Origin of the sequence: Collimonas sp. NPDC087041, assembly GCF_044745265.1 — a bacterium.
GTDB lineage: Bacteria > Pseudomonadota > Gammaproteobacteria > Burkholderiales > Burkholderiaceae_D > Collimonas.
The window spans coordinates 117,813-142,475 of the sequence record NZ_JBIUZX010000014.1; the positions used below are offsets into that span (position 1 = coordinate 117,813).

At 56.0% G+C, this 24,663-nt stretch carries 27 protein-coding genes, 2 tRNA genes and 1 riboswitch; of the genes, 16 read left to right on the forward strand and 13 right to left on the reverse strand.

Going from position 1 to position 24,663, the window contains the following annotated elements:
* Positions 1-6: 6 nt before the first annotated feature.
* The 4 genes from ACIPF8_RS21665 to ACIPF8_RS21680 form a co-directional block, all read right to left on the reverse strand.
* Complete coding sequence (locus ACIPF8_RS21665) at positions 7-438, reverse strand: ExbD/TolR family protein (protein WP_400425209.1); 432 nt, start codon at positions 436-438, stop codon at positions 7-9.
* Positions 438-1,136 (reverse strand): protein TolQ, encoded by a 699-nt coding sequence (tolQ, locus tag ACIPF8_RS21670; RefSeq protein ID WP_400425211.1) that lies wholly within the window; start codon positions 1,134-1,136, stop codon positions 438-440. The genes ACIPF8_RS21665 and tolQ overlap by 1 nt, the downstream gene beginning before the upstream one ends.
* 232 nt (positions 1,137-1,368) lie before the next feature.
* Positions 1,369-1,836: a tol-pal system-associated acyl-CoA thioesterase gene (ybgC, locus tag ACIPF8_RS21675; RefSeq protein ID WP_400425214.1), complete on the reverse strand. Its 468-nt coding sequence runs from the start codon at positions 1,834-1,836 to the stop codon at positions 1,369-1,371.
* A gap of 91 nt (positions 1,837-1,927) precedes the next feature.
* A complete protein-coding gene (locus ACIPF8_RS21680; RefSeq protein WP_400425217.1) occupies positions 1,928-2,674 on the reverse strand; it encodes an SDR family oxidoreductase in 747 nt (248 codons plus the stop codon).
* A gap of 203 nt (positions 2,675-2,877) precedes the next feature.
* A riboswitch (ZMP/ZTP riboswitch) is annotated at positions 2,878-3,006 on the forward strand.
* An 87-nt stretch (positions 3,007-3,093) separates the two neighbouring features.
* Here ACIPF8_RS21680 and glyA point away from each other — a divergent pair.
* The 14 genes from glyA (at position 3,094) to ACIPF8_RS21750 (ending at position 14,287) form a co-directional block, all read left to right on the forward strand.
* Positions 3,094-4,341: a serine hydroxymethyltransferase gene (glyA, locus tag ACIPF8_RS21685; RefSeq protein ID WP_041742311.1), complete on the forward strand. Its 1,248-nt coding sequence runs from the start codon at positions 3,094-3,096 to the stop codon at positions 4,339-4,341.
* A 220-nt stretch (positions 4,342-4,561) separates the two neighbouring features.
* The gene (gene nrdR, locus ACIPF8_RS21690) at positions 4,562-5,029 is read left to right on the forward strand and encodes a transcriptional regulator NrdR (protein ID WP_061534179.1); all 468 of its coding nucleotides are present in this window, start codon (positions 4,562-4,564) and stop codon (positions 5,027-5,029) included.
* A gap of 115 nt (positions 5,030-5,144) precedes the next feature.
* The gene (locus ACIPF8_RS21695; RefSeq protein ID WP_400425222.1) at positions 5,145-5,675 is read left to right on the forward strand and encodes a GspH/FimT family pseudopilin; all 531 of its coding nucleotides are present in this window, start codon (positions 5,145-5,147) and stop codon (positions 5,673-5,675) included.
* Complete coding sequence (locus ACIPF8_RS21700; protein ID WP_400425225.1) at positions 5,669-6,634, forward strand: PilW family protein; 966 nt, start codon at positions 5,669-5,671, stop codon at positions 6,632-6,634. The genes ACIPF8_RS21695 and ACIPF8_RS21700 overlap by 7 nt, the downstream gene beginning before the upstream one ends.
* A 108-nt stretch (positions 6,635-6,742) precedes the next feature.
* Positions 6,743-7,828 carry a bifunctional diaminohydroxyphosphoribosylaminopyrimidine deaminase/5-amino-6-(5-phosphoribosylamino)uracil reductase RibD gene (ribD, locus tag ACIPF8_RS21705; protein WP_400425228.1) on the forward strand — a complete coding sequence of 362 codons (1,086 nt, stop codon included), beginning with the start codon at positions 6,743-6,745 and terminating at the stop codon, positions 7,826-7,828.
* A 16-nt stretch (positions 7,829-7,844) separates the two neighbouring features.
* A complete protein-coding gene (locus ACIPF8_RS21710) occupies positions 7,845-8,468 on the forward strand; it encodes a riboflavin synthase (protein WP_400425230.1) in 624 nt (207 codons plus the stop codon).
* 72 nt (positions 8,469-8,540) lie between these two features.
* Positions 8,541-9,197 (forward strand): Pr6Pr family membrane protein, encoded by a 657-nt coding sequence (locus tag ACIPF8_RS21715; protein ID WP_400425232.1) that lies wholly within the window; start codon positions 8,541-8,543, stop codon positions 9,195-9,197.
* A 161-nt stretch (positions 9,198-9,358) separates the two neighbouring features.
* On the forward strand, positions 9,359-9,676 hold the full coding sequence (locus tag ACIPF8_RS21720; RefSeq protein ID WP_400425235.1) for a hypothetical protein: 318 nt from the start codon (positions 9,359-9,361) through the stop codon (positions 9,674-9,676).
* Positions 9,677-9,819: 143 nt separating this feature from the next.
* Complete coding sequence (locus tag ACIPF8_RS21725) at positions 9,820-10,044, forward strand: hypothetical protein (RefSeq protein WP_400425237.1); 225 nt, start codon at positions 9,820-9,822, stop codon at positions 10,042-10,044.
* A gap of 164 nt (positions 10,045-10,208) precedes the next feature.
* Positions 10,209-11,804: a GMC family oxidoreductase gene (locus ACIPF8_RS21730; RefSeq protein ID WP_400425240.1), complete on the forward strand. Its 1,596-nt coding sequence runs from the start codon at positions 10,209-10,211 to the stop codon at positions 11,802-11,804.
* 42 nt (positions 11,805-11,846) lie between these two features.
* Positions 11,847-12,389, forward strand: coding sequence for a GNAT family N-acetyltransferase (locus ACIPF8_RS21735; RefSeq protein WP_400425243.1), 543 nt, complete (start codon positions 11,847-11,849; stop codon positions 12,387-12,389).
* A 697-nt stretch (positions 12,390-13,086) separates the two neighbouring features.
* Complete coding sequence (locus ACIPF8_RS21740; protein ID WP_400425246.1) at positions 13,087-13,425, forward strand: ArsR/SmtB family transcription factor; 339 nt, start codon at positions 13,087-13,089, stop codon at positions 13,423-13,425.
* On the forward strand, positions 13,415-13,849 hold the full coding sequence (locus ACIPF8_RS21745) for a YeeE/YedE family protein (RefSeq protein ID WP_400425249.1): 435 nt from the start codon (positions 13,415-13,417) through the stop codon (positions 13,847-13,849). Before ACIPF8_RS21740 ends, ACIPF8_RS21745 begins: the two co-directional genes overlap by 11 nt.
* A gap of 3 nt (positions 13,850-13,852) precedes the next feature.
* On the forward strand, positions 13,853-14,287 hold the full coding sequence (locus ACIPF8_RS21750; RefSeq protein WP_400425252.1) for a DUF6691 family protein: 435 nt from the start codon (positions 13,853-13,855) through the stop codon (positions 14,285-14,287).
* Positions 14,288-14,335: 48 nt separating this feature from the next.
* Here the strand turns inward: ACIPF8_RS21750 and ACIPF8_RS21755 are convergent, their stop codons facing one another.
* The 9 genes from ACIPF8_RS21755 to ACIPF8_RS21795 form a co-directional block, all read right to left on the reverse strand.
* The gene (locus ACIPF8_RS21755) at positions 14,336-14,674 is read right to left on the reverse strand and encodes a carboxymuconolactone decarboxylase family protein (protein WP_400425278.1); all 339 of its coding nucleotides are present in this window, start codon (positions 14,672-14,674) and stop codon (positions 14,336-14,338) included.
* A gap of 764 nt (positions 14,675-15,438) precedes the next feature.
* Entirely contained in the window at positions 15,439-16,344 is a 906-nt protein-coding gene (locus ACIPF8_RS21760; RefSeq protein WP_400425255.1) for an alpha/beta fold hydrolase, read from the reverse strand.
* A 125-nt stretch (positions 16,345-16,469) separates the two neighbouring features.
* Positions 16,470-16,901 carry a MarR family winged helix-turn-helix transcriptional regulator gene (locus ACIPF8_RS21765; RefSeq protein ID WP_400425257.1) on the reverse strand — a complete coding sequence of 144 codons (432 nt, stop codon included), beginning with the start codon at positions 16,899-16,901 and terminating at the stop codon, positions 16,470-16,472.
* Positions 16,898-17,263 carry a GIY-YIG nuclease family protein gene (locus ACIPF8_RS21770; RefSeq protein WP_400425260.1) on the reverse strand — a complete coding sequence of 122 codons (366 nt, stop codon included), beginning with the start codon at positions 17,261-17,263 and terminating at the stop codon, positions 16,898-16,900. The genes ACIPF8_RS21765 and ACIPF8_RS21770 overlap by 4 nt, the downstream gene beginning before the upstream one ends.
* 606 nt (positions 17,264-17,869) lie before the next feature.
* Positions 17,870-17,945: transfer RNA gene (locus ACIPF8_RS21775), tRNA-His, on the reverse strand.
* A 101-nt stretch (positions 17,946-18,046) separates the two neighbouring features.
* Entirely contained in the window at positions 18,047-18,913 is an 867-nt protein-coding gene (murI, locus tag ACIPF8_RS21780; protein ID WP_400425263.1) for a glutamate racemase, read from the reverse strand.
* A gap of 12 nt (positions 18,914-18,925) precedes the next feature.
* Entirely contained in the window at positions 18,926-20,464 is a 1,539-nt protein-coding gene (locus ACIPF8_RS21785; protein ID WP_400425281.1) for a fumarate hydratase, read from the reverse strand.
* A gap of 114 nt (positions 20,465-20,578) precedes the next feature.
* The gene (locus ACIPF8_RS21790; RefSeq protein WP_400425264.1) at positions 20,579-21,193 is read right to left on the reverse strand and encodes a YqhA family protein; all 615 of its coding nucleotides are present in this window, start codon (positions 21,191-21,193) and stop codon (positions 20,579-20,581) included.
* 33 nt (positions 21,194-21,226) lie between these two features.
* Entirely contained in the window at positions 21,227-22,114 is an 888-nt protein-coding gene (locus ACIPF8_RS21795; RefSeq protein WP_400425267.1) for a DMT family transporter, read from the reverse strand.
* Between the two features lie 152 nt (positions 22,115-22,266).
* On the opposite strand from ACIPF8_RS21795, the gene acs reads away from it, so the two are divergent.
* Positions 22,267-24,249, forward strand: coding sequence for an acetate--CoA ligase (acs, locus tag ACIPF8_RS21800; protein WP_400425270.1), 1,983 nt, complete (start codon positions 22,267-22,269; stop codon positions 24,247-24,249).
* A 171-nt stretch (positions 24,250-24,420) separates the two neighbouring features.
* Positions 24,421-24,511, forward strand: a tRNA-Ser gene (locus ACIPF8_RS21805).
* Positions 24,512-24,663 lie beyond the last annotated feature (152 nt).

A 24,663-nucleotide genomic window follows, 5' to 3' on the forward strand; every position in this document is an offset into this window, starting at 1 on the left:
TGATCGTCACTTTGTCGCCAGTCCGACGCGGTTGATGCCAAGCATCTTGGCTTCCGAAATGACCTGGATTACTTCGTCGTATTTGATGTCCTTGTCGGCAGAAATCATCACCGGCATGTCGGGCTTGTCCTCGTGCAGGGCTTGCAGCTTGCGCTTGAGGCCGTTGCGCGGCACGGTTTCGGCCACGCTGGTGCCGCTCTTCTGGCCGTTGATGCGAACGCTGGTCTGCTGATCCGGCTTCAAGGTGATCTCGATGTATTCAGTCGGCGGGGTCGCCGATTTCGCCGCATTCGGCAAATTGATGACGCTCGGGTTGGTCAACGGCGCCGACACCATGAAAATCACCAGCAGCACCATCATCACGTCGATATACGGCACGACATTGATTTCCGCCTTGAATTTGCGGGGACGGCCCCCGCGCATGGAGGAGCCCGACATTAGCGCGCCTGACGTTGCAAGATGTTGGAGAATTCTTCGATGAAGCTTTCGAAGCGGATGGCGAGGCGATCGACATCATGCGAGAAGCGGTTGTAGGCAACCACCGCTGGAATCGCGGCAAACAGGCCGATCGCAGTGGCGATCAGGGCTTCGGCGATGCCGGGCGCTACCGCCGCCAGCGTTGCTTGCTGAACATTGGCCAGGCCGCGGAACGCATTCATGATGCCCCATACGGTGCCGAACAGGCCGACGTAAGGAGAAACCGAGCCGACCGAGGCGAGGAACGCCAGATGCGATTCCAGGCGGTCCATTTCACGCTGGTAAGCGGCGCGCATGGCGCGCCGGGCGCCGTCGAGCAGCGCTGCGGAGTCGCTGCCGACCTTGTTGCCGAGCGATGCCTTGACCTTGTTGAACTCGTCCATGCCGGCTTCGAAGATGCGCTCCAGCGCGCCGGTCTGGCCCGCTTTGCGGCGATTCGAGGTGGCGTCCTGATACAGGGTGGTCAGGTTGCCGCCGGACCAGAATGCACGTTCGAATTCTTCGGTCTGGATGCGGGCGCTGCGGATCGCAAACATCTTGCGAAAGATGTAAGTCCAGCTCATCACGGATACTGCCAGCAGCAGCGCCATGACCAACTGTACTAATACGGAGGCATTGGTAATTAGGGTGATAAACGAAAGATCTTGGGTGACAGTCATGGATAGCGGTCTTGAGGAATGGTCTTAGGTTTAAGTGAAGGACTTAAACGATGAATTGTAATCTAAAGTGAGTACTGCAAATTTTGCGATTGCGGCAGGAAATTTCGTCCAGCGTAGTTGCTTTGTCCCAAGTCTACATAACGATGCTTAAGACTGTCTTAAGACTCCGAAGGTTCAGTATCTTGCAATTTGGCATGCTTGCCTTGTTGGAATTCGCCCGCAACGGCACGATTTATATGGCGGCGGGCACTCCGGCGTCGGTTGTCGGCTTGATTTTTTCCAGTACATGGCGCGGAATTGCCGTTGGCCTAAATTTCTTTGCATCAACGCAAACGACTGTTATCCGCCCCGTAGTCAGCAATGTCGGCTGATTGTTGTCATCCAGGCGCCAGGCCTGTTGCACAAAGTCGACTGAAACCCGGCTCAGGCGTTCGACGACGACTGTGATGTCGAGCAGGTCGTCAAGCTTGGCGGGCGCACTGTAATCGACGCTGGTGCTCTTCACAATGAACATCACGCCGTCGCTTTGCTCCAGTGCGCGCTGGCCGACTCCCGCGGCACGCAGCCATTCGGTGCGGGCGCGCTCAAAAAATTTCAGATAGTTGGCGTAGAACACGACGCCGCCGGTATCGGTATCTTCATAGTACACACGGATGCGCCAGTTGAAGCCGGCGGGCGGGGCGGTGGTGGTCAGGCTCATTAATTCGTTGTTTCTTGGTAATTCGGTGGTGGCGGGACATCTTGCGGAAAGGCCGGCTGCAGCATTGCCATGCAGCCGGCAAACATCCCTGTCAGTTACGCTTAATGCTCATGCCGGCAAAACCTTGGCAGTTCGGCATCATTTCGATGCGGTTGATGCTGACGTGGGCCGGCAGCGTGGCGACCCAGTAAGCGGTGTCGGCGATATCGGTAGGCGTCAGCGGCTGTGTGCCTTCATAAACCTTGGCGGCTGCTTCGTCGTTGCCGCGGTAGCGCACGTTCGAAAATTCGGTGCCGCCGCACAGGCCTGGGGCGAGATCGGTCGCGCGCACGCCGGTTCCTACCAGGTCGGCGCGCAGGTTCAGCGTGAACTGCTTGACGAACGCCTTGGTGGCGCCATAGACGTTGCCGCCTGGATATGGATACTCGCCCGCGATCGAGCCGAGATTGATGATGGTGCCGCGGCCGCGCTTGACCATGTCCGGCAACACCAGCCGCGTCATCGTCACCAAGCCTTTGCAGTTGGTTTCGATCATGGTTTCCCATTCTTCCAGCGAAGCTTGCTGCGCCGATTCCGTACCCAATGCCAGGCCGGCGTTATTGATCAGCACATCGATTTCCTGCCATGCCCGCGGCAATGAGGCCAGCGCGCTGCTGATCGAATGCTTGTCGGTGACGTCCATGACGATCGGCAATAGCGCCGCGCCCAATTCGGCAGCCAATTGATCCAGCCGGTCCTTGCGGCGGCCGGTAGCGATGACCTGATGGCCGTTTTTGGTGAAAGTACGTGCCATTTCGGCGCCGAAGCCTGCTGTTGCGCCAGTAATCAAGACAATCATGATCCATGCTCCTTTTATTGCAAACCGGTTTGTTGCGATGCATTTGTTGCGTTGCGCTAAGCGGGAAATTGTAGCCCAATCTCATCAATAAGCCGCTGGCAATCGATGAATATCTGATGTCCGGCCGGTTTGTCGTCGGCGGATTGGCGTTTGTGCACCAATCTTGCCCAAATTCGGGGCTTCACTTACAATAGACAGACCATTTCGTCTCACGTGACTGGCGAAAAAAACCATACCGCCGCAGGTCCAAAAGATCGCGGCAGGCTTTGGTAAAAGGTGGGCATCCACCGGGAAGCGTGAGATTTCATCCGCCGTGCGCCTGGGCAGCCCGAATGGAAAGTACGACTGAGGCTGCCGCATTCCCCTTATTTTCTGGCCCTCATTCGATTTAGGCTCACCCTTATCGATTGGAGTATTACATGTTCGAAAAAAATCACACCCTTGCCAATGTCGATCCAGAATTGTGGAGCGCCATCCAGAAGGAAAACCACCGCCAGCAGGAACACATCGAGCTGATCGCGTCGGAAAACTACACTTCGCCTGCGGTGATGGAAGCGCAAGGTACGCAGTTGACCAACAAGTACGCTGAAGGCTATCCAGGCAAGCGTTACTACGGCGGTTGCGAATTCGTCGATATCGCCGAGCAGTTGGCGATCGACCGCGTTAAAGAACTGTTCGGCGCCGAAGCCGCCAACGTGCAGCCGAACTCCGGTTCGCAAGCCAACCAGGGCGTGTTCTTCGCGATGCTGAAACCAGGCGACACCATCATGGGCATGTCGCTGGCAGAAGGCGGCCACCTGACGCACGGCATGGCATTGAACATGTCCGGCAAGTGGTTCAACGTGGTGTCCTACGGCTTGAACGAAAAAGAAGAAATCGACTACGAAGCCTTCGAGCGCCTGGCGCACGAAAAGAAGCCAAAGCTGATCATCGCTGGCGCTTCAGCTTACGCATTGCGCATTGATTTCGAACGCATGTCGAAAGTCGCCAAGGCAGTCGGCGCTTACTTCATGGTCGACATGGCGCACTACGCCGGCCTGATCGCTGCGGGCGAATATCCGAACCCAGTGCCGCACGCCGATTTCGTCACATCGACCACGCACAAATCGCTGCGCGGTCCACGCGGCGGCATCATCCTGATGAAGGCCGAGTTCGAGAAAGCAATCAATTCGGCAATCTTCCCAGGCATCCAGGGCGGCCCGCTGATGCACGTCATCGCCGGTAAGGCAGTGGCGTTCAAGGAAGCGCTGACACCGGAATTCAAGGCTTACCAGCAGCAAGTGGTGAAGAATGCCGACGCACTGGCAAAGGCATTGATCGCGCGCGGCTTGCGCATCGTTTCGGGCCGTACCGAATCGCACGTGATGCTGGTCGATCTGCGCGCCAAGAAGATCACCGGCAAGGAAGCTGAAGCGATCCTGGGTTCGGCGCACATGACTTGCAACAAGAACGCCATTCCTAACGATCCGGAAAAGCCATTCGTCACTTCCGGCATCCGTGTCGGCAGCCCGGCGTTCACCACGCGCGGCTTCAAGGAAGCGGAAGCAACCAAGGTGGGTAACCTGATCGCCGACGTGCTGGACAATCCGCATGACGCCGCGACCATCGAGCGCGTCAAGGCGGAAGTCAAGAAGCTGACTGATGCGTTTCCAGTGTACGCAGCTTAATAGCGTAGTCTGATGTACTGAGCGGCATGCCTTAGGCGATGCCGGTCGGGGAAATTTTGGGCCCGTTGCAGCTTTAACAGTGCACGGGCCCTAGTACCAAGTAAGAGCAAGCAAGTCTCAATGAAATACCGGTTGTCAGCGACCGGCGCGTGGCCCCGAATAGGAATAATGTAGAGATGTCCGCACAGCCAGCCGCAACCACCTTCGGATTACTGTCATCATGAAATGTCCATTCTGCCAGCATGAAGAAACCCAGGTCCTCGATACGCGTGTGTCGGAAGAGGGCGATTCGATTCGTCGCCGGCGTCGTTGCATGCATTGCGATAAACGTTTTACGACTTACGAACGGATCGAACTGGCGATGCCGGTGATCGTCAAGAAAAACGGCAGCCGCACCGATTTCGATCCGCTCAAATTGCGCGCCAGCCTGATGCTGGCGCTGCGCAAGCGTCCGGTCTCGGTGGAAGCATTGGATGAAGCGCTGCAGCGGATCAAGGACAAGTTGTTGTCCAGCGGCGAACGCGAAGTGCTGTCCGGCCATGTCGGCGAGCTGGTGATGCGCGAATTGAAACGGCTCGACAAGATTGCGTATATTCGTTTTGCCTCGGTCTACAAAAGCTTTGAAGATGTCGCCGAGTTCCAGAACATGATTGAAGAGTTTTCAGGGCCGCCTTCCCGAAAAAAATAATGTAAGAAGCAATTGCTTAAATGACTGAGCGCCGATTTGATCGGCGCTTTTTTTTTGTGAAAATGCGCGTTGAAAACGGATGTTCAACTGAAACAGGCAAGGGAGCCAGATCGCGATGCATGTCAAAGCGCGTTGTGTGCGGTGCGCAGGTGTTACCCTGCTGGAATCCATGATTGTGGTCGCCATCATGGGCGTTTTGCTGGTCGTTGCGTTGCCTTCAATGCGCACTTTTGTGATCCGCAATCACTTGGCGGCGGCAACCAATCAATTCATTGCCGCCGCTATCCTGACGCGCAGCGAAGCCATCAAGCGCGGCCGACCGGTCGTCATCTGTCGCAGCGTCGACGCCGATGGCAGTAGCGATCAATGCAGCGCGACGGCTGCCGGCCAGCGCGATGCCGGAGATTGGGGAGCAGGGTGGCTGGTCAAGGCCGGTGATGGCGGGCAGGTCTTGTGGCGGCAAGGGAGCCTGGACGACGGCATCAGCATCAAGGCCGCGAAGAACTCGATTACCTACGACGCCACCGGCAACGCCAGCGGCGCTTTTGTCAAACTGGTTTTCAGCAGCAACAGCGAATATGCGCGTACGGTATGCATCGCCAGTTCAGGCCGGATCAGTACGAAGTTGGATAGCAGCGAGTGCTGAAGATCAGGCTCAGCGACAAAGTAGCGTTGCCGGGGTCATCTGGCCAAGCGGGGTTTTCAATCGTTGAATTGCTGGTCTCCACCACGATCGGTCTGGGTTTGTTGTTGCTGACTACGACGCTATACATTGGCAGCAGCGCCAGCTTCCGCCTGAATAACGAACACATGCGATTGCATCAGGACGCCAGTTACGCGATCAACCTGATGGCGCGCCATGTGCGGCAGGCTGGTTTCGGCAACCCGGTGCTGGCCGATACCCAAGCGGGCGCCGGCCAGGTCACGGATTTTATCCCGATTGATGGCGTAACAGCGTCCGGCCTGCACGGTTGCGATAATGGTTATGTCCGGCCGTTGGGGAGCGGAAGAAATTTTTCGTGCAGCGCGAATCCCGGCATGGCCAGTGTTGAAGTCAGCTATCGGGTCGATGACCAGCATGATGCGGCGGCCGGTCGTGGCGTCGACTGCAACGGTGCGCAGCCGACCGCCACCACTGTGCCGTTCGATCATCCTGCCTATCGCTTGGCGCCGCGAGTAATGATTGTACGGAACCGGTTTTTCGTTGCGACGGGTGCAGGCAAAACAGCTAACTCCCTGTATTGCCATGGCAACGGCAATAACAGCGCCCAACCGATCATCAACAACATCGAAGAGATGCGCCTGACTTATGCTGTGGCGGCGCTGGGCGACGCGACGCCCGTGCAGTTCTTGTCGGCGTCCGGGGTCGATGCCCTACCTGGTGACCAGGAGGAAAACTGGCGGCGGGTGGTCAGCGTCAAATTGTGCCTGCAGATACGCAGCGAATATGAGGTGACGCCGGCGCCGCAGCAGTATATGGATTGCAGCGGTGCTGCCAAACTGGCAACGGACCGCAAATTGCGGGCGGTTCTCGCGCGGGTGATCACCTTGCGCAATCGCGCGACCGGCACCTTGCTACAACCGCCTGAGGAGCTGATGGAATAGGCGATATGTTCTACATCAGCGTTTAGTTAGCGACGGCGGCGGCATATTTTGTACAATCACTGCATATTTCCTTTCTGATTGCTCTTACATGAATTTCACGCTTACCCCATGACCCAGGCTGAAATGCTGATGTCGCAAGCGTTGCGGCTTGCCGAAAAAGGTCTGTTCTCCTGTGCTCCGAATCCTGCCGTCGGCTGTGTCATCGTCAAGGATGGACAAGTCATCGGCGAAGGATTCACCCAGCCGCCCGGTGGTAACCATGCCGAGATCCAGGCCATGGCAGATGCCGCAGCCAAAGGCCATGATGTGCGTGGCGCCACGGTCTATGTCACGCTGGAACCTTGCAGCCATTTCGGCCGCACGCCGCCCTGTGCCGACGCCCTGGTGCGTGCCGGCGTGGCCAAGGTGGTGGCGGCGATGATCGATCCCAATCCGCTGGTCGCCGGGCAGGGCATGGCGCGCCTGCAGGCAGCGGGGATTGCCGTCGAGTCCGGCGTGCTGGAAGGGCCGGCGCGCGAGTTGAATATCGGTTTCTTTACCCGCATGCAGTCTGGCAAGCCTTGGGTCCGCCTGAAAGTGGCCGCCAGCCTGGATGGCAAGACCGCGCTGCATAACGGCCTGAGCCAATGGATTACCTCGCAGGCGGCGCGCGACGACGGCCATATGTGGCGCGCCCGTGCCGGCGCCATCCTGACCGGCATCGGCACGATCAAGGAAGATAATCCGCAGCTGACGGTGCGCGCGGTGCAATTGGCGCGTCAGCCGCTGCGGGTGATCGTTGACAGCAAATTAAGCATCAGCCCGGACGCAAAGATCCTGGTCGGCGGCGGCAATCTGATTTTTTCTGCCGTGGTCGATGCAGAAAAGCAGGCGCAACTGGAGCAAAAGGGGGCCGAAGTGGTGGTATTGCCGAATCCGAATGGCAAGGTCGATCTGCCACAGGTGATATTGGAGCTCGGCAAACGCCAGATCAACGAACTGCATGTCGAAGCCGGTTCCAAGCTGAATGCCTCGCTGATCCGCGAGGGCTGCGTCGACGAATTGCTGGTCTACCTGGCGCCGGCCATCTTGGGCGACGGGCGCGGCATGTTCGACCTGCCGGCGCTGACCACTCTGCAAGACAAATTCTCGCTGAAATTCCACGAGATCAAGCAGGTCGGTGAGGATTTGCGTATCCTTGCACGATTCCATTAATTTTTATATTTCAATCATGTTTACAGGTATTGTCGCCGCGATTGGCAAAATTACTTCCGTTAAACCGCTTGGCGCCGGCGCCGATGCAGGAGTCCGGCTGGTCGTCGATGCTGGCGGCCTGCCGCTCGCTGATGTCGCGCTGGGCGATTCGATTTCATTGAACGGCGCTTGCATGACCGTAGTTGAAAAGACTGCCGGCAGCTTTGAAGTCGACGTTTCGCGTGAAAGCCTGAACCGCACTGTCGGCCTCGATGCAGTCGGCGAGATCAATCTGGAAAAGGCCCTGACGCTGGCCGATCGCCTTGGCGGCCACCTGGTTTCGGGACACGTCGACGGCTTGGGCCTGGTGCAGAAGTTTGAACCGGTCGGCGAATCCTGGGAATTGGTGATCAAGGCCTCGCGCGATCTGGCCAAGTACTTTGCCTACAAAGGTTCGATCGTGGTCAACGGCGTTTCGCTGACGGTCAATCGTGTCGAAGACGTTGCCGATGGCTGCCTGTTTTCGATCAACCTGATTCCGCACACGATCGAAGTGACCTCGTTGAAGCATCTGCAAGCCGGCAAGCAAGTCAATCTGGAAGTGGATCTGATTGCACGCTATGTCGAGCGGATGTTGAGCGCCGGCCAGGGTATTGCGTAAGCTGGGCTCTGCCGACCCTTACTTGTCCTTAGTTGCCCTTACTGGCCCTTACTTGCACTACGGAATCTGATCATGAACAAGACTTCTTCTATCGCTCCACAGCTTTTACTGGCTTTGATTGGGGCTGTTTCCTGGTTTGCGCTGGTTGCGCAGTTCTCGATCTCGATTCCGCTGCTGCAGTCGCAGGGAATGACAGCGGTGGAGGCGGTCTGGCGCATGTTCGGTTATTTGACGATCCTGACCAATATCCTGATCGCGGTTTGCAGTACGGTGTTGCTGCTTGTGCCAGGCTCGGCACTCGGCCAGTTTTTCTCGCGGCCAGGTGTGCTGACAGCGCTGGCGCTTTACATCATCATCGTCGGACTGGGTTACAACATCCTGCTGCGCAATCATGCCCCTTTCACCGGATTGCATCGGATGGCCGACGAAGGCTTGCATTCGGTAGTGCCGCTGTTATTCACGCTGTACTGGCTGCTGTATGTGGCAAAGGACGGCCTGCAGGTGAAGGATAGCGCGCTGTGGCTGATTTATCCGCTGGCGTATTTCGTTGTGGCGATGGTGAGGGGCGGCGCATCCGGGTTTTATCCTTATCCGTTTCTCAACGTGACGAACCTGGGTTATGCCCGCGTCATGACCAATGCTTTCATGCTGCTGATCGGGTTTTTCGTGATTGCGTTGTCGATGGTTGCCATCGCCAAGTTCAAGCGCAAGGAATTGAGCGTCGAGTAGTGGCCCGTTGCCATCGGCTGTGCCAAAAAAGCGACAATTGCCCGAAAAATCCATACAACGACACATGTTGTTACATGCCTTACGACTTGTACGTGGCGAGGCGATCGAAAGTTGCGTTAAATGGAGTCATGACCAATTCATTTAACCAACCGAGAACTGCCATGAAAAATTCCATGCGCGTTGCCCTGCTTGGCCTGCTTACCGCAGCCGGCCTGATGATGTCGGCCAGCCCGGCGATGGCCGCCCGCGTCGGCGTAGCGGTGAATATCGGCGTGCCAGGCTACTACCCGCCACCGCCGGTTTATTATCCTCCGCCACCAGTCTATTACGCACCTGCACCTGTGTATGTGCGTCCTGCACCAGTCGTCGTATATGGCGCGCCAGGCTACTATCCACCCGCTTACTATGGCCGGCCGGTGTATTGGCATGGACGTGGATGGTATGGGCATGGCTGGCACGGTCGCGGTTACCGTCGCTAATAGCCAATGATTGGTCGAAAGCCGCGTAGCAAGGCGGCTTTCGATCTGGCGTGACGAAAAACATACACAGTAATTTTCACTGTATGAATATACAGTAGTTGTGATACAGTGCAATTCCCTTCAACGAGATTGGAATTGCTGCCATGACGAACTTGGATATTACCTCCGGCTCCCGCTTTGGTATGGAGTCTACCCCTTCCTCAATCCTGATGCGTTTCGGCAAGCGTGAGTTGTTCATTTGCCGCGATTTCTACAAGCGTCTCTACAGAAGTAATCCTCTGATCGAATGCAATGCCGGCATCCAGGCAGGCCATCTGGAAATCTTGTTGTTCCGCAAATGGCTGGTGGTGATGTCGAAAGCGCATTGAAAGTGTGCTGTAGGCGCTTTGCCCTCCGTGGATGAATTGCGGAATTGAAACAATTGCTCTAGTTCCCTGCATGGCGCGATTATCCCGCACCTGTTAAATTTGTTGCCGAAGCTGACTCGCAGATTGTCAGCGCGACAAATATAACAAAGATCGGGAGACGCATTGTGAGCGATGAGTTTGACTTTGTGGTCGTAGGCGGCGGTTCGGGTGGCAGCGTGATGGCTGGTCGTCTGACAGAGGATCCGGAGATTTCCGTATGCCTGTTGGAGGCCGGCGGCAGCGGCGATAGCTGGGCGGTGAAAATGCCGGTTGGCGCGCTCTCCATGGTGCCGACCAAGCTCAACAACTGGGCTTTCGAAACCGTGCCGCAAGCGGGACTCAACGGCCGTCGCGGTTATCAGCCGCGCGGCAAGACGCTGGGTGGATCGTCGGCAATCAATGCGATGGTTTATATCCGCGGGCACCGCTCGGATTATGACCACTGGGCCGAGCTAGGCAACAGCGGCTGGTCTTTTGACGAGGTGCTGCCTTACTTCAAGAAGTCCGAACATAACGAGCAATTCTCCGATGCCTGGCATGGCCAGGATGGCCCGCTATGGGTCAGCGACCTGCGCACCGATAATCCGATTCATCAGCAATATCTGGAGGCCGCACGCCAGGCCGGTTATCCCCTCAATTCCGATTTCAACGCCGAGCAACAGGAAGGGCTTGGCGTCTACCAGGTCACGCAAAAGGATGGCGAGCGCTGGAGCGCCGCGCGCGGTTACTTGCTGCCGCACTTGGGACAACGCAGCAACCTGCATGTGGAAACCGGTGCTTATGCTGAACGCATCGTCATTGAGCAGGGGCGGGCAGTCGGTGTCGAGGTCCGGCAAGGCGGCCAGTTGCGCGTGCTGCGGGCGCGGCGCGAAGTGATTCTTGCGGCCGGCGCATTCCAGTCGCCGCAATTGCTGATGCTGTCCGGAATCGGCGACGGTGTGGAGCTGCGCAAGCTGGGAATCCAGGTGCGCCATCATTTGCCTGGCGTCGGCAAGAATTTGCAGGACCATCCGGATTTTGTGTTTTGCCACAAGTCGGACAGCCTCGATACGTTCGGCATTTCAGGCAGCGGTTCGCTGCGCATGGTCAAAGAGCTACAGCGTTTCCGCAATGAACGGCGCGGCATGCTCACCAGCAATTTCGCCGAATGCGGCGGCTTCCTGAAAACCCGGCCGGATTTGCCGGCGCCGAATCTGCAATTGCATTTCGTCATGGCCTGCGTTGAGAATCACGCCCGCAAGCTGCATCTCGGGCACGGCTTTTCCTGCCACGTCTGCCTGTTGCGGCCGAAGAGCGTTGGCGACGTCCGCTTGCGCAATACCAATCCGCAGGACGCGCCATTGATCGATCCGAAATTTCTCGACGATCCGCAGGATCTGGAAGACATGGTGGACGCGTTCAAGATGACCCGCAAATTACTGGATGCGCCGGCGCTGGCTGCCTACAGCAAGCGCGACATTCGCACAGCGGCTGTGCAATCGGACGAGGAGATCAGGGCCGTGCTACGCAGCTACGTCGATACGGTTTACCATCCTGTCGGCACCTGCAAAATGGGCGTCGATCAGGCCGCCGTAGTGGATCCGACCTTGCGGGTGATCGGCATGCAAGGCTTGCGGATTGTCGATGCGTCGATCATGCCGACGCTAATCGGCGGCAATACCAACGCACCCGTCATCATGATTGCCGAGAAGGCGGTCGATTTCATTCGCGAGGGACGTTGATGTGCCAATCGTCGCTTGTCGATTACTCTTATTGGATCTTGCTTGAAACCAGATGACGTCACCTTGTGCACCCAGCGCCTGAGCATCGAGCCGCTGGTCGCGGCGCACGCAGAAATATTGTTCCCGCATTTATGCGATCCGGGATTGTATGCGTTCATTCCCCACCAGCCGCCCGAATCGTTGGCTGCTCTGACGCAGCGTTACCGTCGCCTGGAAAGTCGTTCGTCGCCGGACGGTTCCGAAATCTGGTTGAACTGGGCGGTGCGGCTGACCGGTAGTGATGACTATGTGGGTTATGTCCAGGCCGGCGTTGAGGCCGACGGGCAGGCGATGCTCGCCTATTTCGTCTTCACTCCTTACCAGCGGCAAGGCTACGCGGCTGAAATGTGCCAGCGAGTCAGGGATCATTTGATCTCGGTTTTTGCGGCGAGCTCGGTTTATGCATTGATCGACACGCGCAATCAGGCATCTATTGCCCTGGTGGAAAAATTGGGGTTCAAGCGTGAGGCTTTTTTGCCGAATGCCGATTATTTCAAAGATGCCAATAGCGACGAATATCGTTATCGCTACGCGAAAACCGCTTAGTCGCACAAGTTGTATCGATGGCTGTTGGCGTAAAACAACGTAATGTTGCGGCGCATGATGACTGTTAAAGTGTTTTGGCTCAGTATCGGTCCACGCAAAAAAGAGTCCATCTCTCTAGAGGTGAGGAGACAAGGAAAGCCCGCATCGTTAAAGATAGCGGGCTTTTTATATTGTGTGATCAGACTCTGTAGGTGGAGGTCGCCTGCTGTGATATTCATGGAACGTATATAAGGAATCAGAAATAAGAATTGGCATTGGGTGATATATTTTTATATGCTGCAATGCATCAACAATGCTTATTTATCCGGAGTCCTGCCCATGAACATCGTCCAAATCCTGCCGCTCATCGCCGTTGCCGCTGCTTTCGCACTGCGTTTCTACCTGTCGAAGAAAATCGGCGCGCCGAAGTAAATCGTACCCAGCGCGTCGGAGCGCTTTTGCTTCGGGCGCAGCAGTAATCAAAAAAGGCGGGATTCCCTGGGGAATCCTGCCTTTTGTTATTTCTGAATCCTATATTGCCAATTCAAATGCGGCGGCATTTTCACGCAAACTAGTTCAGTATCGCTATTAACGCGTAGATAAACATCTGATGTAACGCAAGCCGGATAGGGCTGGTCGTGGGTCCAAATTCATATCAATATGTAATATTATATAATGTAGAATTATATAGTATTTGGATCGTATGTCGAATCAAGCCATGAAACCCAAAGCCATGCTGGATATAGGACGCATGCGTGCCGCAGCCCAAGATGCGACAGCAGCGTTGCGTGTACTCGCCAATGAAGATCGTCTGCTCCTGCTATGTCAGATCAGCCAGGGAGAGAAATCGGTCAGCGAACTGGAAGAATTGCTGGAAATACGTCAGCCCACGCTGTCACAACAACTCGGGGTGCTGCGTACGGATGGCTTGGTCAATACCCGGCGTGACGGCAAACGAATCTATTACACGGTCGCCGATCCTAAAATCCTGTCTCTATTGAATAGCTTGTACGCGCTTTATTGCCCGGATGAGCAAGGAGCAAGTCATGTTGATTGATTGGGCGCATTTCACGCCGCTGGCTTCGTTGGGTGGAGGGTTGCTCATCGGCGCGGCGGTGGCGCTGTTCATCTTGTTCAATGGTCGCATCGCCGGCATCAGCGGCATCGTCGGTGGACTGCTGCGGCCTTCGCGTGGTGATGTGGTTTGGCGTCTCGCCTTTGTCGTCGGCCTGGTGTCGGCGCCGCTGCTGTATCGGGTTTTTGCCGCGTTGCCGGAGAGCCGTATCGATGCCGGATGGGCCGTGCTGGTTGCTGCCGGTTTGCTGGTTGGCGTCGGGACCCGTTACGGTTCCGGTTGCACCAGCGGCCATGGGATATGTGGCATGTCGCGATTGTCGCCTCGCTCGTTAGCGGCGACGCTCCTCTTCATGGCGGGTGGTTTCCTGACTGTTTTCTTCGTACGTCATTTGCTGGGAGCATGAGTCATGATTAATGCCTTGTTTGCGCTGGCGGCTGGCTTGATTTTTGGTCTCGGCCTGATTGTCGCCGGCATGGCCAATCCGGCCAAGGTCCTTGGATTCCTCGATCTGGCGGGTAACTGGGATCCGTCCTTGGCATTTGTGATGGCTGGCGCGATTGCTGTCGCCGCGCCGGCGTTTGCATTCGCCAAACGCCGCTCCCGCTCGCTGACAGGCCAGCCAATGCTTCTGCCTACTGCACGTCAGATTGATCGCCGTCTGATTGCCGGCAGCTTATTGTTTGGCGTCGGCTGGGGATTGGCCGGCATCTGTCCCGGCCCGGCACTTGTGCTGTTAGGTTCGGGAGCGACGAAAGGATTGGTGTTCGTCGTAGCGATGCTTGGTGGCATGGCGATCTTTGAGCTGATGGTGCGTCAGCGCAACGGCAGTTCACGGCAATAATGCGAGAACCAGATCTGTCCGACCGTACCGCTACGCAGTGGTGCCAGATTAAGGATGCTTGACTGAAAAAGCGTCCAGCACTCGCGCCGAATACACCATCGCAGCGCCGGCATTGACTGCGATCGCCACACCCAAGGCCTCGGCGATTTCTTCAACGCTGGCACCATGCTTGGCTGCGGCATCGGTATGCACGGTGATGCAGCCATCGCACTGACGCGTAACCGCTACCGCCAAGGCGATCAGTTCACGCGTTTTGGCGTCAAGTTTTCCTGTTTTTTGTCCGGCAGAGGAGAGCGCCTGGTACCCACGAAGCGTATCCGGGCTGAGTTTGCCAATCTCGCCGATGCGAGCCATCAACTCTTTCTGGTAGTCATTCCATTCGAGCATCATGTTGATTTTCCTTTCTTGGTAATCAAGATGGGAGCGTCCAAGGTGCGTCAGAACCGCGGGTTGCGGTGTCACGTTGAAAGTGTACCCCTCGCATCGTGGCGTTGGCGGTTCTTTATTTATGGCGACTGAAGACCGTGGGATTTGTAAGGGAATATGATTCTTGTAGGAAATTTTTATATTTGTATCTAATATGGCCCATGTCGTTTAAATCATATCGTGAACAATGCCATGTCAATAACTTCGGTCCTCATTGCTACGGTAATTGCCGTATTTTCTCTATGGACCATGTACCGATGCTTGAAATTAATTGCCCCAGAAAATCGAGCAGTTCAGCCCCGGAGTGTTTGGATATGTTTGATTCCGGTAGTTAGTTTTATCTGGATCATTGTTCTTATATACAAAATAGCGAGATCTTTGCACGCTGAGAATTTCCACAGAGTCGTTAAAGTCAGAAGAATTGAAATTGGGGAAGTGGCCGGGATTGCTTCGGTATGCTTTTCTCTGCTGGTTTTTTTAATCCCACAGCAAAAGAATTTTCTTGCTCTGGGAAGTTGTTTTTTGTGGATTGGTTACTTGATATGCCTGGGGTTTCAAATCAAAGAACTGAAATCCGCCAAGGTGTAGCTCATATGTGCTGCATTGTGTTGCACCGACCGTTTTGAGCTCATAGGTCATATTTGATAGGGTTCAAAAAGCAAAATGACTTTTAATTGTTGAATTTCACTGAATCCCGACCTATGGGAGGCAGTTTTCGACGCAAATCAACACGCAGGGTTGAACATGCGGCGTGTGTTATCTGCGATGGCTCCGGCCATAAACTCAAACAGCGAGGGCGGAAGATCGTGACCCATTCCCTCGACTATCAGTAGTTTGGCTCCTTTGATATTGGCCGCCGTGTCCTCCCCAGCAGCAGGGGGAACTAGTGGGTCGTCTGACCCATGTAACACCAGCGCCGGAGCAGTTATGTTAGCTAGTCGCGATCTTAAGTCACCGGCTGCCGCGATGGCGGCGATTTGCCGCCAAAACCCAGATGGGTTGTATGCTCGTTTGACTTCGGCCAAGGCTTGATCTCGTTGAGCGGATTCGTCAAACGGATAGCCTCGCCCGGCAATCAGTTGAGAAAAGGCAACGCAATGCGTGAGATAGCCCGGTTCGTCTTTCAACGGATGTGGCGCTGGCGAAGTCATCGCCGCCATTACTGCAGGGCTGGCCTGCGGCAGATCACGATTGCCAGTGCTTGACATAATGGACGCCAGAGATAGAACGCGTTCAGCATGCTCGCTAGCCACCAGTTGTGCGATCATGCCGCCCATTGATCTCCCAACTAAGTGCGCTCGTTTGATCATCAACGAATCGAGAAGTCCTACGGCGTCGTTCGCCATATCGAACAGCGTATAAGGCACATGGGGCGTTTCGCCGCGAGAGACTGCCTCGACAATTGCAGCGAAATCTGGCATCGACGCGCTATCGAAGTGAGTTGAAAGGCCGGCGTCGCGATTGTCAAAGCGAATTACGTGGAAGCCTTGATTTGCCAATATTTTGCAAAACGTTTCGCTCCAGCGAATCATCTGCGTACCCATACCCGAAATCAGCAGAACAGCTTCCGCGTCGGTATTGCCAAAACAATCGTATTCAATTTCAATTCCGTTCGCTGTAGTCTTAGGCATGGCGTGTGGTCCTTAAATGTTCTTGTGTCGCGCGCAATGTTGGAGCGCTCCGATATTTCGTTTGGTTGGCTTCACTACAGCACACCGGGTGTAATGCCAGGCTGTTCAAGTGGCCACGCCGCGGCTCATGAGAGTGCCGAAGTTGGCATGCGTGCAAGCGTTATCAATGCTGCGGAAACCATCGCAACCGCTGCGGGGGCTATTGATTCGACGGCTTCGGTGCAAATGCCATCGGCAGTCTCGCGCGCAGCGTTCACCAGTGCACGCCCGGCTGGGCGGAGCACGGCCTGACGAAATCCATTCGCACCTTCGCGCACCACGAGACCAATCTTTTCGAGCACGATCAACTGACGCAGCACCGACGATTGGGGCTGACCAAGTGGACGCACGAGTTCAGGAATGCTTACCCGACCACCGTCCGCTTCCGCGAGCAAATTCAGTAGCACAAAGTCATTGAAACTGATGCCATGGTGTATGCCCAACTCGTCGTCAAGTTTGAATCGCAGGCTGGCGTGGGCATGATGTAGCGCCAAACAGAAACTGAGATTCGTGTTCATCGAGGTTCACTCCGGGGTTCGTCGTAGCCGAATTCGCCGACACATGGGATTTCCTGGCGCCACAGGCTAACGAGTACTTCCAATTCTCGTGCGACATTGCACGCTGGATCTTCGCTAGCTTTGACCATGTCGAGCACCTCGAAGAGAAAGTTGGTCTCGCCGTGCTCGACCCAGTCCTGTGCAAGCTTCGCGTTACGATGCAGCCCATGCTGCAGTTCAAAGCGATGCCGGTTGAGTGTGCCCTGAACGTTCGTACTTTCTGCAACCAAAGCCCGGCCCGTGATCTGGTTACGGATCGCATATACGCCTGCTCGGGTTTTCGTCTCCAGATACTGTCGTTTCAACGTTTTTTTGTTTGTCATCATCAATCCTTTTTGTTCCAAATGAGTCACGCTACAAGCGATGACACTTCTGTCAGCGGCGGTGGATAAGCCAGGTATAGGACGGAGTGGCGATATCAATCACGATGAGAGCTGACGTACATTGGATGCGCTAATAATACCCTGGTAAAATTACCGCGTCAATAATACCCGGGTAAAAATTGGGCGTCGTGATTCTGTGACTGGTGCGTCGGTACAGCCAAGTCAATGTGTCGTGGATAGAAAAACTCGTTGAGATTGGAGAGCAGCGCTTTGCCGCCGCACCTAATGTCAGAACGACTTCCGTTCTGAAAGAAAATTGGCAACCCGAAAGCTGTCGCCGACGAAAGGCCGCAATCGCTGCATTTCTGCCGCTGGATCTATCGTTGCGGGCGTAATTTCGGGTACCGCGGGTATGTTCAGTGCATCTGAGGATAAGTCAGGGTAAAGCTCATAGCCCATCTATCAGGGAGAGTGCGTTGCCGACCGAGCGGACAACAAAAAAGCCCATCGCAATGATGGGCTTCGTTGTGAAATCGTGATTTTCGTTGCGAATTTCACGACATAAAATCAAGCAATCGTATAACTGTTTGATTTTATTGAATTAGTTGGGGTGGCTGACGGGACTCGAACCCGCGACAACAGGAATCACAATCCTGGACTCTACCAACTGAGCTACAGCCACCATTGCCTGACTACTGCAAATACTGTCATGCTTGTTCAGCACTAGGACAGCTCGCTATTATACAAAGTAACCTGCTAGCTGGCAAATTAAATAATGCTAAATCATGAGATTGCTGCGGATGGGGTCATTGTTGCAACTTGCTGGATCGCCGGATTCAATTGCAGCAGGCTGCTGAACGCGGTTTTCAGTGCTGTTTGGCTGCCTGTTGTGAAGGCGCTTACGTTGCCTTGCTGTAGTGGGCTTTGCAACAGGGCGTTGTCGCTCAACACTCTTGTCAATTGCCGGCTTACCGCATCCCCGGTGTCGATGATGGCGACCGGACTTGTGGTCAGGCTGCTGACGACTTCTTCAATTAATGGCCGGACGAATGGATAGTGGGTGCAGCCTAGCACCAGGGTATCTGCACCTTGTGCGATCAAGGGGGCGATATAGCGTTGCAGTAGCTGTGCGGTTTGAGGAGAGCGCAACTCGCCTTTTTCGATTTGATCGACCAGGCCGACGCACGCTTGCAGTTCAAAATGCACGCCGCTGGCGGCGCTGATCTGCTGTTGCAGGCTGAGCAGGCGGGCGCTGAGCAGGGTGGCTTTGGTTGCCAGAACGCCGACGATCTTGCTATGGCTTTGCGCGGCTGCCGGTTTGAGTCCTGGTTCGATGCCGATCACCGGCAAATCCGGATAGGCACTGCGTATCGCTTTGATGGCGGCGGTGGTGGCTGTATTGCATGCGACGACCAAAGCCTTGACGCCACGCTGCAGTAGAAATTCCGTCACCGCCAGCGAGCGCGCGGAAATTTCTGCTTCGGACCTGTCGCCGTATGGCGCGTAAGCGGAATCGGCAAAATATAAAAGATCTTCGTGCGGCAGATTCTGGTGAATATGCCGCAGCACCGACAAGCCGCCGATGCCGGAATCAAAAATGCCGATGGGCGCAATGTGCGCCATCGGCATATTCCCAGTGTTGCTGGTCATGGATGAGCTAGGTCAGATGGTCGTCACGGGAATTTTCGACAGCGCTGCGTGCGCAATCTTTTCCTGCCATTCCTTCGGCCCGGTGTTGTGCACCGAGATGCCGTTGGAATCGACTGCTACCGTTACCGGCATGTCCTTGACGTCGAACTCGTAGATCGCTTCCATGCCGAGATCGGCAAAGCCGAGCACCTGCGCCGACTTGATCGCCTTCGACACCAGGTAAGCTGCGCCGCCGACGGCCATCAGGTAAGCCGACTTGTGCTTCTTGATCGATTCGATTGCCACAGGGCCGCGTTCCGATTTGCCGATCATCGAAATCAGGCCGGTTTGCTCCAGCATCATGTCGGTGAATTTGTCCATGCGGGTTGCGGTCGTCGGGCCGGCTGGGCCAACCACTTCGTCGCGCACCGGATCGACCGGGCCAACGTAATAGATCACGCGGTTGGTGAAATCGACCGGCAGCTTTTCGCCCTTGGCCAGCATTTCCTGAATCCGCTTGTGGGCAGCGTCGCGGCCGGTCAGCATCTTGCCGTTCAACAGCAGGGTTTGACCTGGCTTCCACGATGCCACTTCTTCCTTGGTCAGCGTGTTCAAATCGACGCGCTTGGATTTCTCGGTATCCGGCACCCAATGCACTTCCGGCCATTCCGACAGCGATGGCGGTTCCATGAAGGCTGGGCCGGAACCATCGAGCACAAAGTGGCCGTGACGGGTTGCTGCGCAGTTCGGGATCATCGCCACCGGCTTCGATGCCGCGTGCGTTGGATGCATCATGATCTTGACGTCGAGCACGGTGGTCAGGCCGCCCAAGCCTTGCGCGCCGATGCCCAGTGCATTGACCTTTTCGAACAATTCAATACGCAGTTCTTCAGTCTTGTTTTGCGGGCCGCGCTTGAGCAGGTCGTACATGTCGATATCTTCCATCAACACTTGCTTGGCCATCAGCATCGCGCGTTCGGCGGTACCGCCGATACCGATGCCGAGCATGCCCGGCGGGCACCAGCCGGCGCCCATCGTTGGTACTGTCTTCATGACCCAGTCAACCAGCGAATCGGAAGGATTCAGCATGACGAACTTGGTCTTGTTTTCCGAACCGCCGCCCTTGGCTGCGATCTGCACGTCCACTGTATTGCCTGGCACAAGTTCCATGTGCACCACGGCCGGTGTGTTGTCCTTGGTGTTCTTGCGTTCGAATTGCGGATCGGCCACGATCGAGGCGCGCAGCATGTTGTCCGGATTCAGGTAACCGCGACGCACACCTTCATTGACGGCGTCGGTGATCGAACCCTTGAAGCCTTCGAAGCGCACGCTCATGCCGATCTTCAGGAACACGTTGACGATGCCGGTGTCCTGGCAGATTGGCCGCTTGCCTTCGGCGCACATGCGCGAGTTGGTCAGGATCTGCGCGATCGCGTCTTTGGCGGCAGGATTCTGTTCCTGTTCGTAGGCGCGTGCCAGATGCTGAATGTAGTCGACCGGATGGTAATAGCTGATGTACTGGAGCGCAGCGGCTACCGACTCGATGAGATCTTCTTGCTTGACGGTGGTGATGGTGGTCATGGCGTTTCTCGGTAAGAAAACTTGATAAAAAATCTTGGTAAGAAATTACAACACTAAAACTGCGGGAAAATAATTGGAGCGGTTGCTGTCACTAAGCCGCTAATATTAATGCGCCTCGTTGGCCTCTTTCTGGGTCGCCGTCATGATGCGATCGCACCAGGCAATCGCCAGCGCCGACAACAGGAAGGTGATGTGGATTCCGGTCTGCGCCAGCAAGGTCTTGGCGTCGTAGGAGCCAGCGTTGATGAAGGTCTTCAGCAGGTGGATCGACGAAATGCCGATGATCGCCATCGCCAGTTTCACTTTCAACACGGAAGCATTCACGTGTGACAGCCATTCCGGCTGGTCCGGGTGGGTTTCCAGGTTCATGCGCGAGACAAACGTTTCGTAGCCGCCGACGATCACCATGATCAACAGGTTGGAGATCATTACCACGTCGATCAGCCCCAGCACCACTAGCATGATGGTGGCTTCGGTCAGCTTGGTCGGGCGCGTGGCGCCTTCAATGGTCACTACGTCCAGGATATGCGCGAGCGATGACGGATTGCCGAACGCGGCGCCGATCAGATCGGTCAGCTCAACCCAGAAATGAAATACGTAGACGCACTGCGCCAGGATCAGGCCGAGGTAGAGTGGCAATTGCAACCAGCGGCTCATGAAGATCAGATTCGGCACGACGCCTATCGTTTTTTTCGGCGCAGGGGAGGAAATATTGCTCATTGGTATTATTGGAGAGGATAAGGCGTCGCTATTTTACACTTCTTGCGCCGTTTTCATGGATTGCGGCCAACTGGCCACGGCAATTCCACTCAGCACCAGCACCAGCGCCGCAAAGTGGCCCCAGCTGACGCTTTCATGCAAAAACACCACGCCGATGAACGCCGCCGCCAATGGCATCAAAGCGGTGAAGATGCCGGCGACGTTGGCTTGCACATGCTTGGTGCCGGTCAACCAAAGCCAGAACGCGATCACGCTGGCGGCCAAGGCGTACCAGACGATCAGGGCCCACATGCCGGCCGTGACCTGGCTGAAATCGTAGGACAGGGCGGCTGTCAAACCAAACGGCAACATCAGCAGCAAGCCGAACAGGTGGCTGTAGGCAGTGATGCGCATCGGCGACAGGGTTTGCGTCAAGCGCTTGGACAACACCACATAGGTGGCCTCGCATACCACCGCGGCCATCACGAACAGGTTGCCAACCAGCGAGGTGTCGCCGCCGTCGGTCTTGCTCAGGTTGAGCACGGCGATGCCGGCAATGGCCAGCAGGATCGAAGCCAGCGTGCGCGGCTCCAGTCTTTCCTTGAGAATCAGGCGCGACAGGATCGCCACCGCCGCCGGCAGGGTGCTGGTGATCACGCCGGCCGCCGTTGCCGTGGTGTGCTGCACGCCGTACAACATGCACAGCGTAAATAAAAAAGTCCCGAAGAAAGCCTGGCCGAACAATGTCAGCCATTCATGGCGCTCCAGGCGCGGCGCCGCCTTGAAGAATTGCGGCGCCATCACGATCACTGCGATCACGAAGCGCAGCAAACCGAACACCACCACCGGCATCACGGCGATGATGGCCTTGCCGAAGCCGATATTGGCGCCGACCAGCATCATGGCCAGGGCGAGGTAGATGTAGGATCTTGTGGGACGCATGCGATGTCGTATTGGGCTGAATGTGCGATGATAGCCGATTGAACTGCACTTGGCCGGACAAGCAGGCGATCTCGGCCAAATCAGGGCATGTAAGACTGAAGTAAGTGTGAAAGATTATCTTTAGCCGCAACTATTAAAAGCAGGAGACAGGTATGGCCAACATCGAAACGTTTTCGCAGGAAACCCGCGTTTTTCCCCCACCCGCAGAATTTTCCAAGACCGCCGCCATTTCCGGCATGGACGCTTATCGCGCCCTGGTGGCCGAGGCAGAGCAGGATTATGAAGGCTTCTGGGGACGCCTGGCACGCGAAAACCTGCAATGGCACAAGCCATTCACCAAGGTGCTGGATGAGTCCAATGCGCCATTCTACAAATGGTTCGATGATGGCAAGCTGAACGTTTCCTACAACTGTCTTGACGTCAATTTGCAGAACGGCAATGCCGACAAGGTCGCGATCATCTTTGAAACTGACAGCGGCGATGTCAGCAAGATCACCTATCAGGAACTGCACAAGCGGGTCTGCCAGTTCGCCAATGGTTTGAAATCGCGCGGCATCAAGAAGGGCGACCGGGTGGTCATCTATATGCCGATGTCGGTTGAAGGCGTGGTCGCGATGCAGGCTTGCGCCCGCATCGGCGCCACCCACTCGGTGGTGTTCGGCGGCTTCTCCGCCAAGTCTTTGCAGGAACGCATCATCGATGCAGGCGCCGTCGCAGTATTGACCGCCGACGAGCAGGCGCGGGGCGGCAAACGCCTGCCGCTGAAATCGATCGTCGATGAAGCGCTGGCCTTGGGCGGCTGTGACAGCATCAAGGACGTGGTGGTCTACAAGCGTACCGGCGGCGACGTGAATTTTATTGCTGGCCGCGACATCTGGCTGCACGATCTGGTTGCCAATCAGGCCGAGACTTGCGAGCCGGAATGGGTCGATGCCGAACATCCGCTGTTCATTCTCTACACCTCCGGCTCGACCGGCACCCCAAAAGGCGTGCAGCACTCGTCCGGCGGCTATCTGCTGTGGGCGGCGCTGACCATGAAGTGGGTCTTCGACATCAAGCCTGACGACGTCTACTGGTGCACCGCCGATATCGGCTGGATTACCGGCCACACCTATATTGCGTACGGCCCGACTGCGGTTGGCGCTACGCAGGTCATTTTCGAAGGCATCCCGACCTTCCCGAACGCCGGCCGTTTCTGGGACATGATCCAGCGGCACAAAGCGACAATTTTCTATACCGCGCCGACGGCGATCCGTTCATTGATCAAGGCCGCCGACGCCGACAAGAATATCCATCCTTCTCAATACGACCTGTCGTCGTTGCGCCTGTTGGGTACAGTCGGCGAGCCGATCAATCCGGAAGCCTGGATGTGGTATCACAAGCATATCGGCCAAGAGCGCTGCCCGATCGTCGACACCTTCTGGCAAACCGAAACCGGCGGCCACATGATCTCGCCGCTGCCGGGCGCCACGCCGCTGGTGCCGGGTTCATGCACGCTGCCATTGCCGGGCATCCAGGCGGTGATTGTCGATGAAGCAGGGCACGAACTGCCGGATGGCCAGGGCGGCATCCTGGTCGTCAAGCGTCCATGGCCATCGATGATCCGCGCCATCTGGAATAATCCGGAGCGTTTCAAGAGTGCTTACTTTCCGCCAGAATTCGGCGGCAAGCTGTATCTCGCCGGCGACGGCGCGATCCGCAACAAGGATACCGGCTACTTCACCATCACCGGCCGCATCGACGACGTGCTGAACGTGTCCGGCCATCGCATGGGCACCATGGAAATCGAGTCCGCGCTGGTCGCCAACCCGATCGTCGCTGAAGCCGCAGTGGTCGGCAAGCCTGACGAAACCACAGGCGAAGCCATCTGCGCCTTCGTGGTCCTCAAGCGCAGCCGCCCGACCGGCGACGAAGCGAAACAGATCGCCAAGGAATTGCGTGATTGGGTTGCCAAGGAAATCGGCCCGATTGCCAAGCCAAAGGAAATCCGTTTCGGCGACAACCTGCCGAAAACCCGTTCCGGCAAGATCATGCGCCGCCTGCTGCGCGTGCTGGCCAAAGGCGAGGAAATTACCCAGGATGTCTCGACACTGGAAAATCCAGCGATCCTGGAGCAACTCAAAGAGGCACAATAAGCCTCTTCCGATGTTGCATGTTGACGGAAGTTGTGGGGTAAACCCGCAACTTTCCAGTCAAATACGTAGAAATGGACGGCATGGAACAGAAATTTCTATTTCTTCCCGATTTGTTGCTATAATACGCGGCTTCGCGAAAATCAAATTGAGCGAAACGCAGTTGTAGTTGCAGGAGAGATGGATGAGTGGTTGAAGTCGCACGCCTGGAAAGCGTGTATAGGTTCATAGCCTATCGGGGGTTCGAATCCCCCTCTCTCCGCCAGATATTAGTTTTAAGCAGTTCCAAGAAGTCCTAAAACCCGCATCGCTCGCTATGAGGATGCGGGTTTTTCGTTTCATGACGTCTCAGTTGGTTCATTGACATCCCAAAAAATCGGGGGTACTTTCGGGGGTATCAAAAGCACCCCGTGGGGG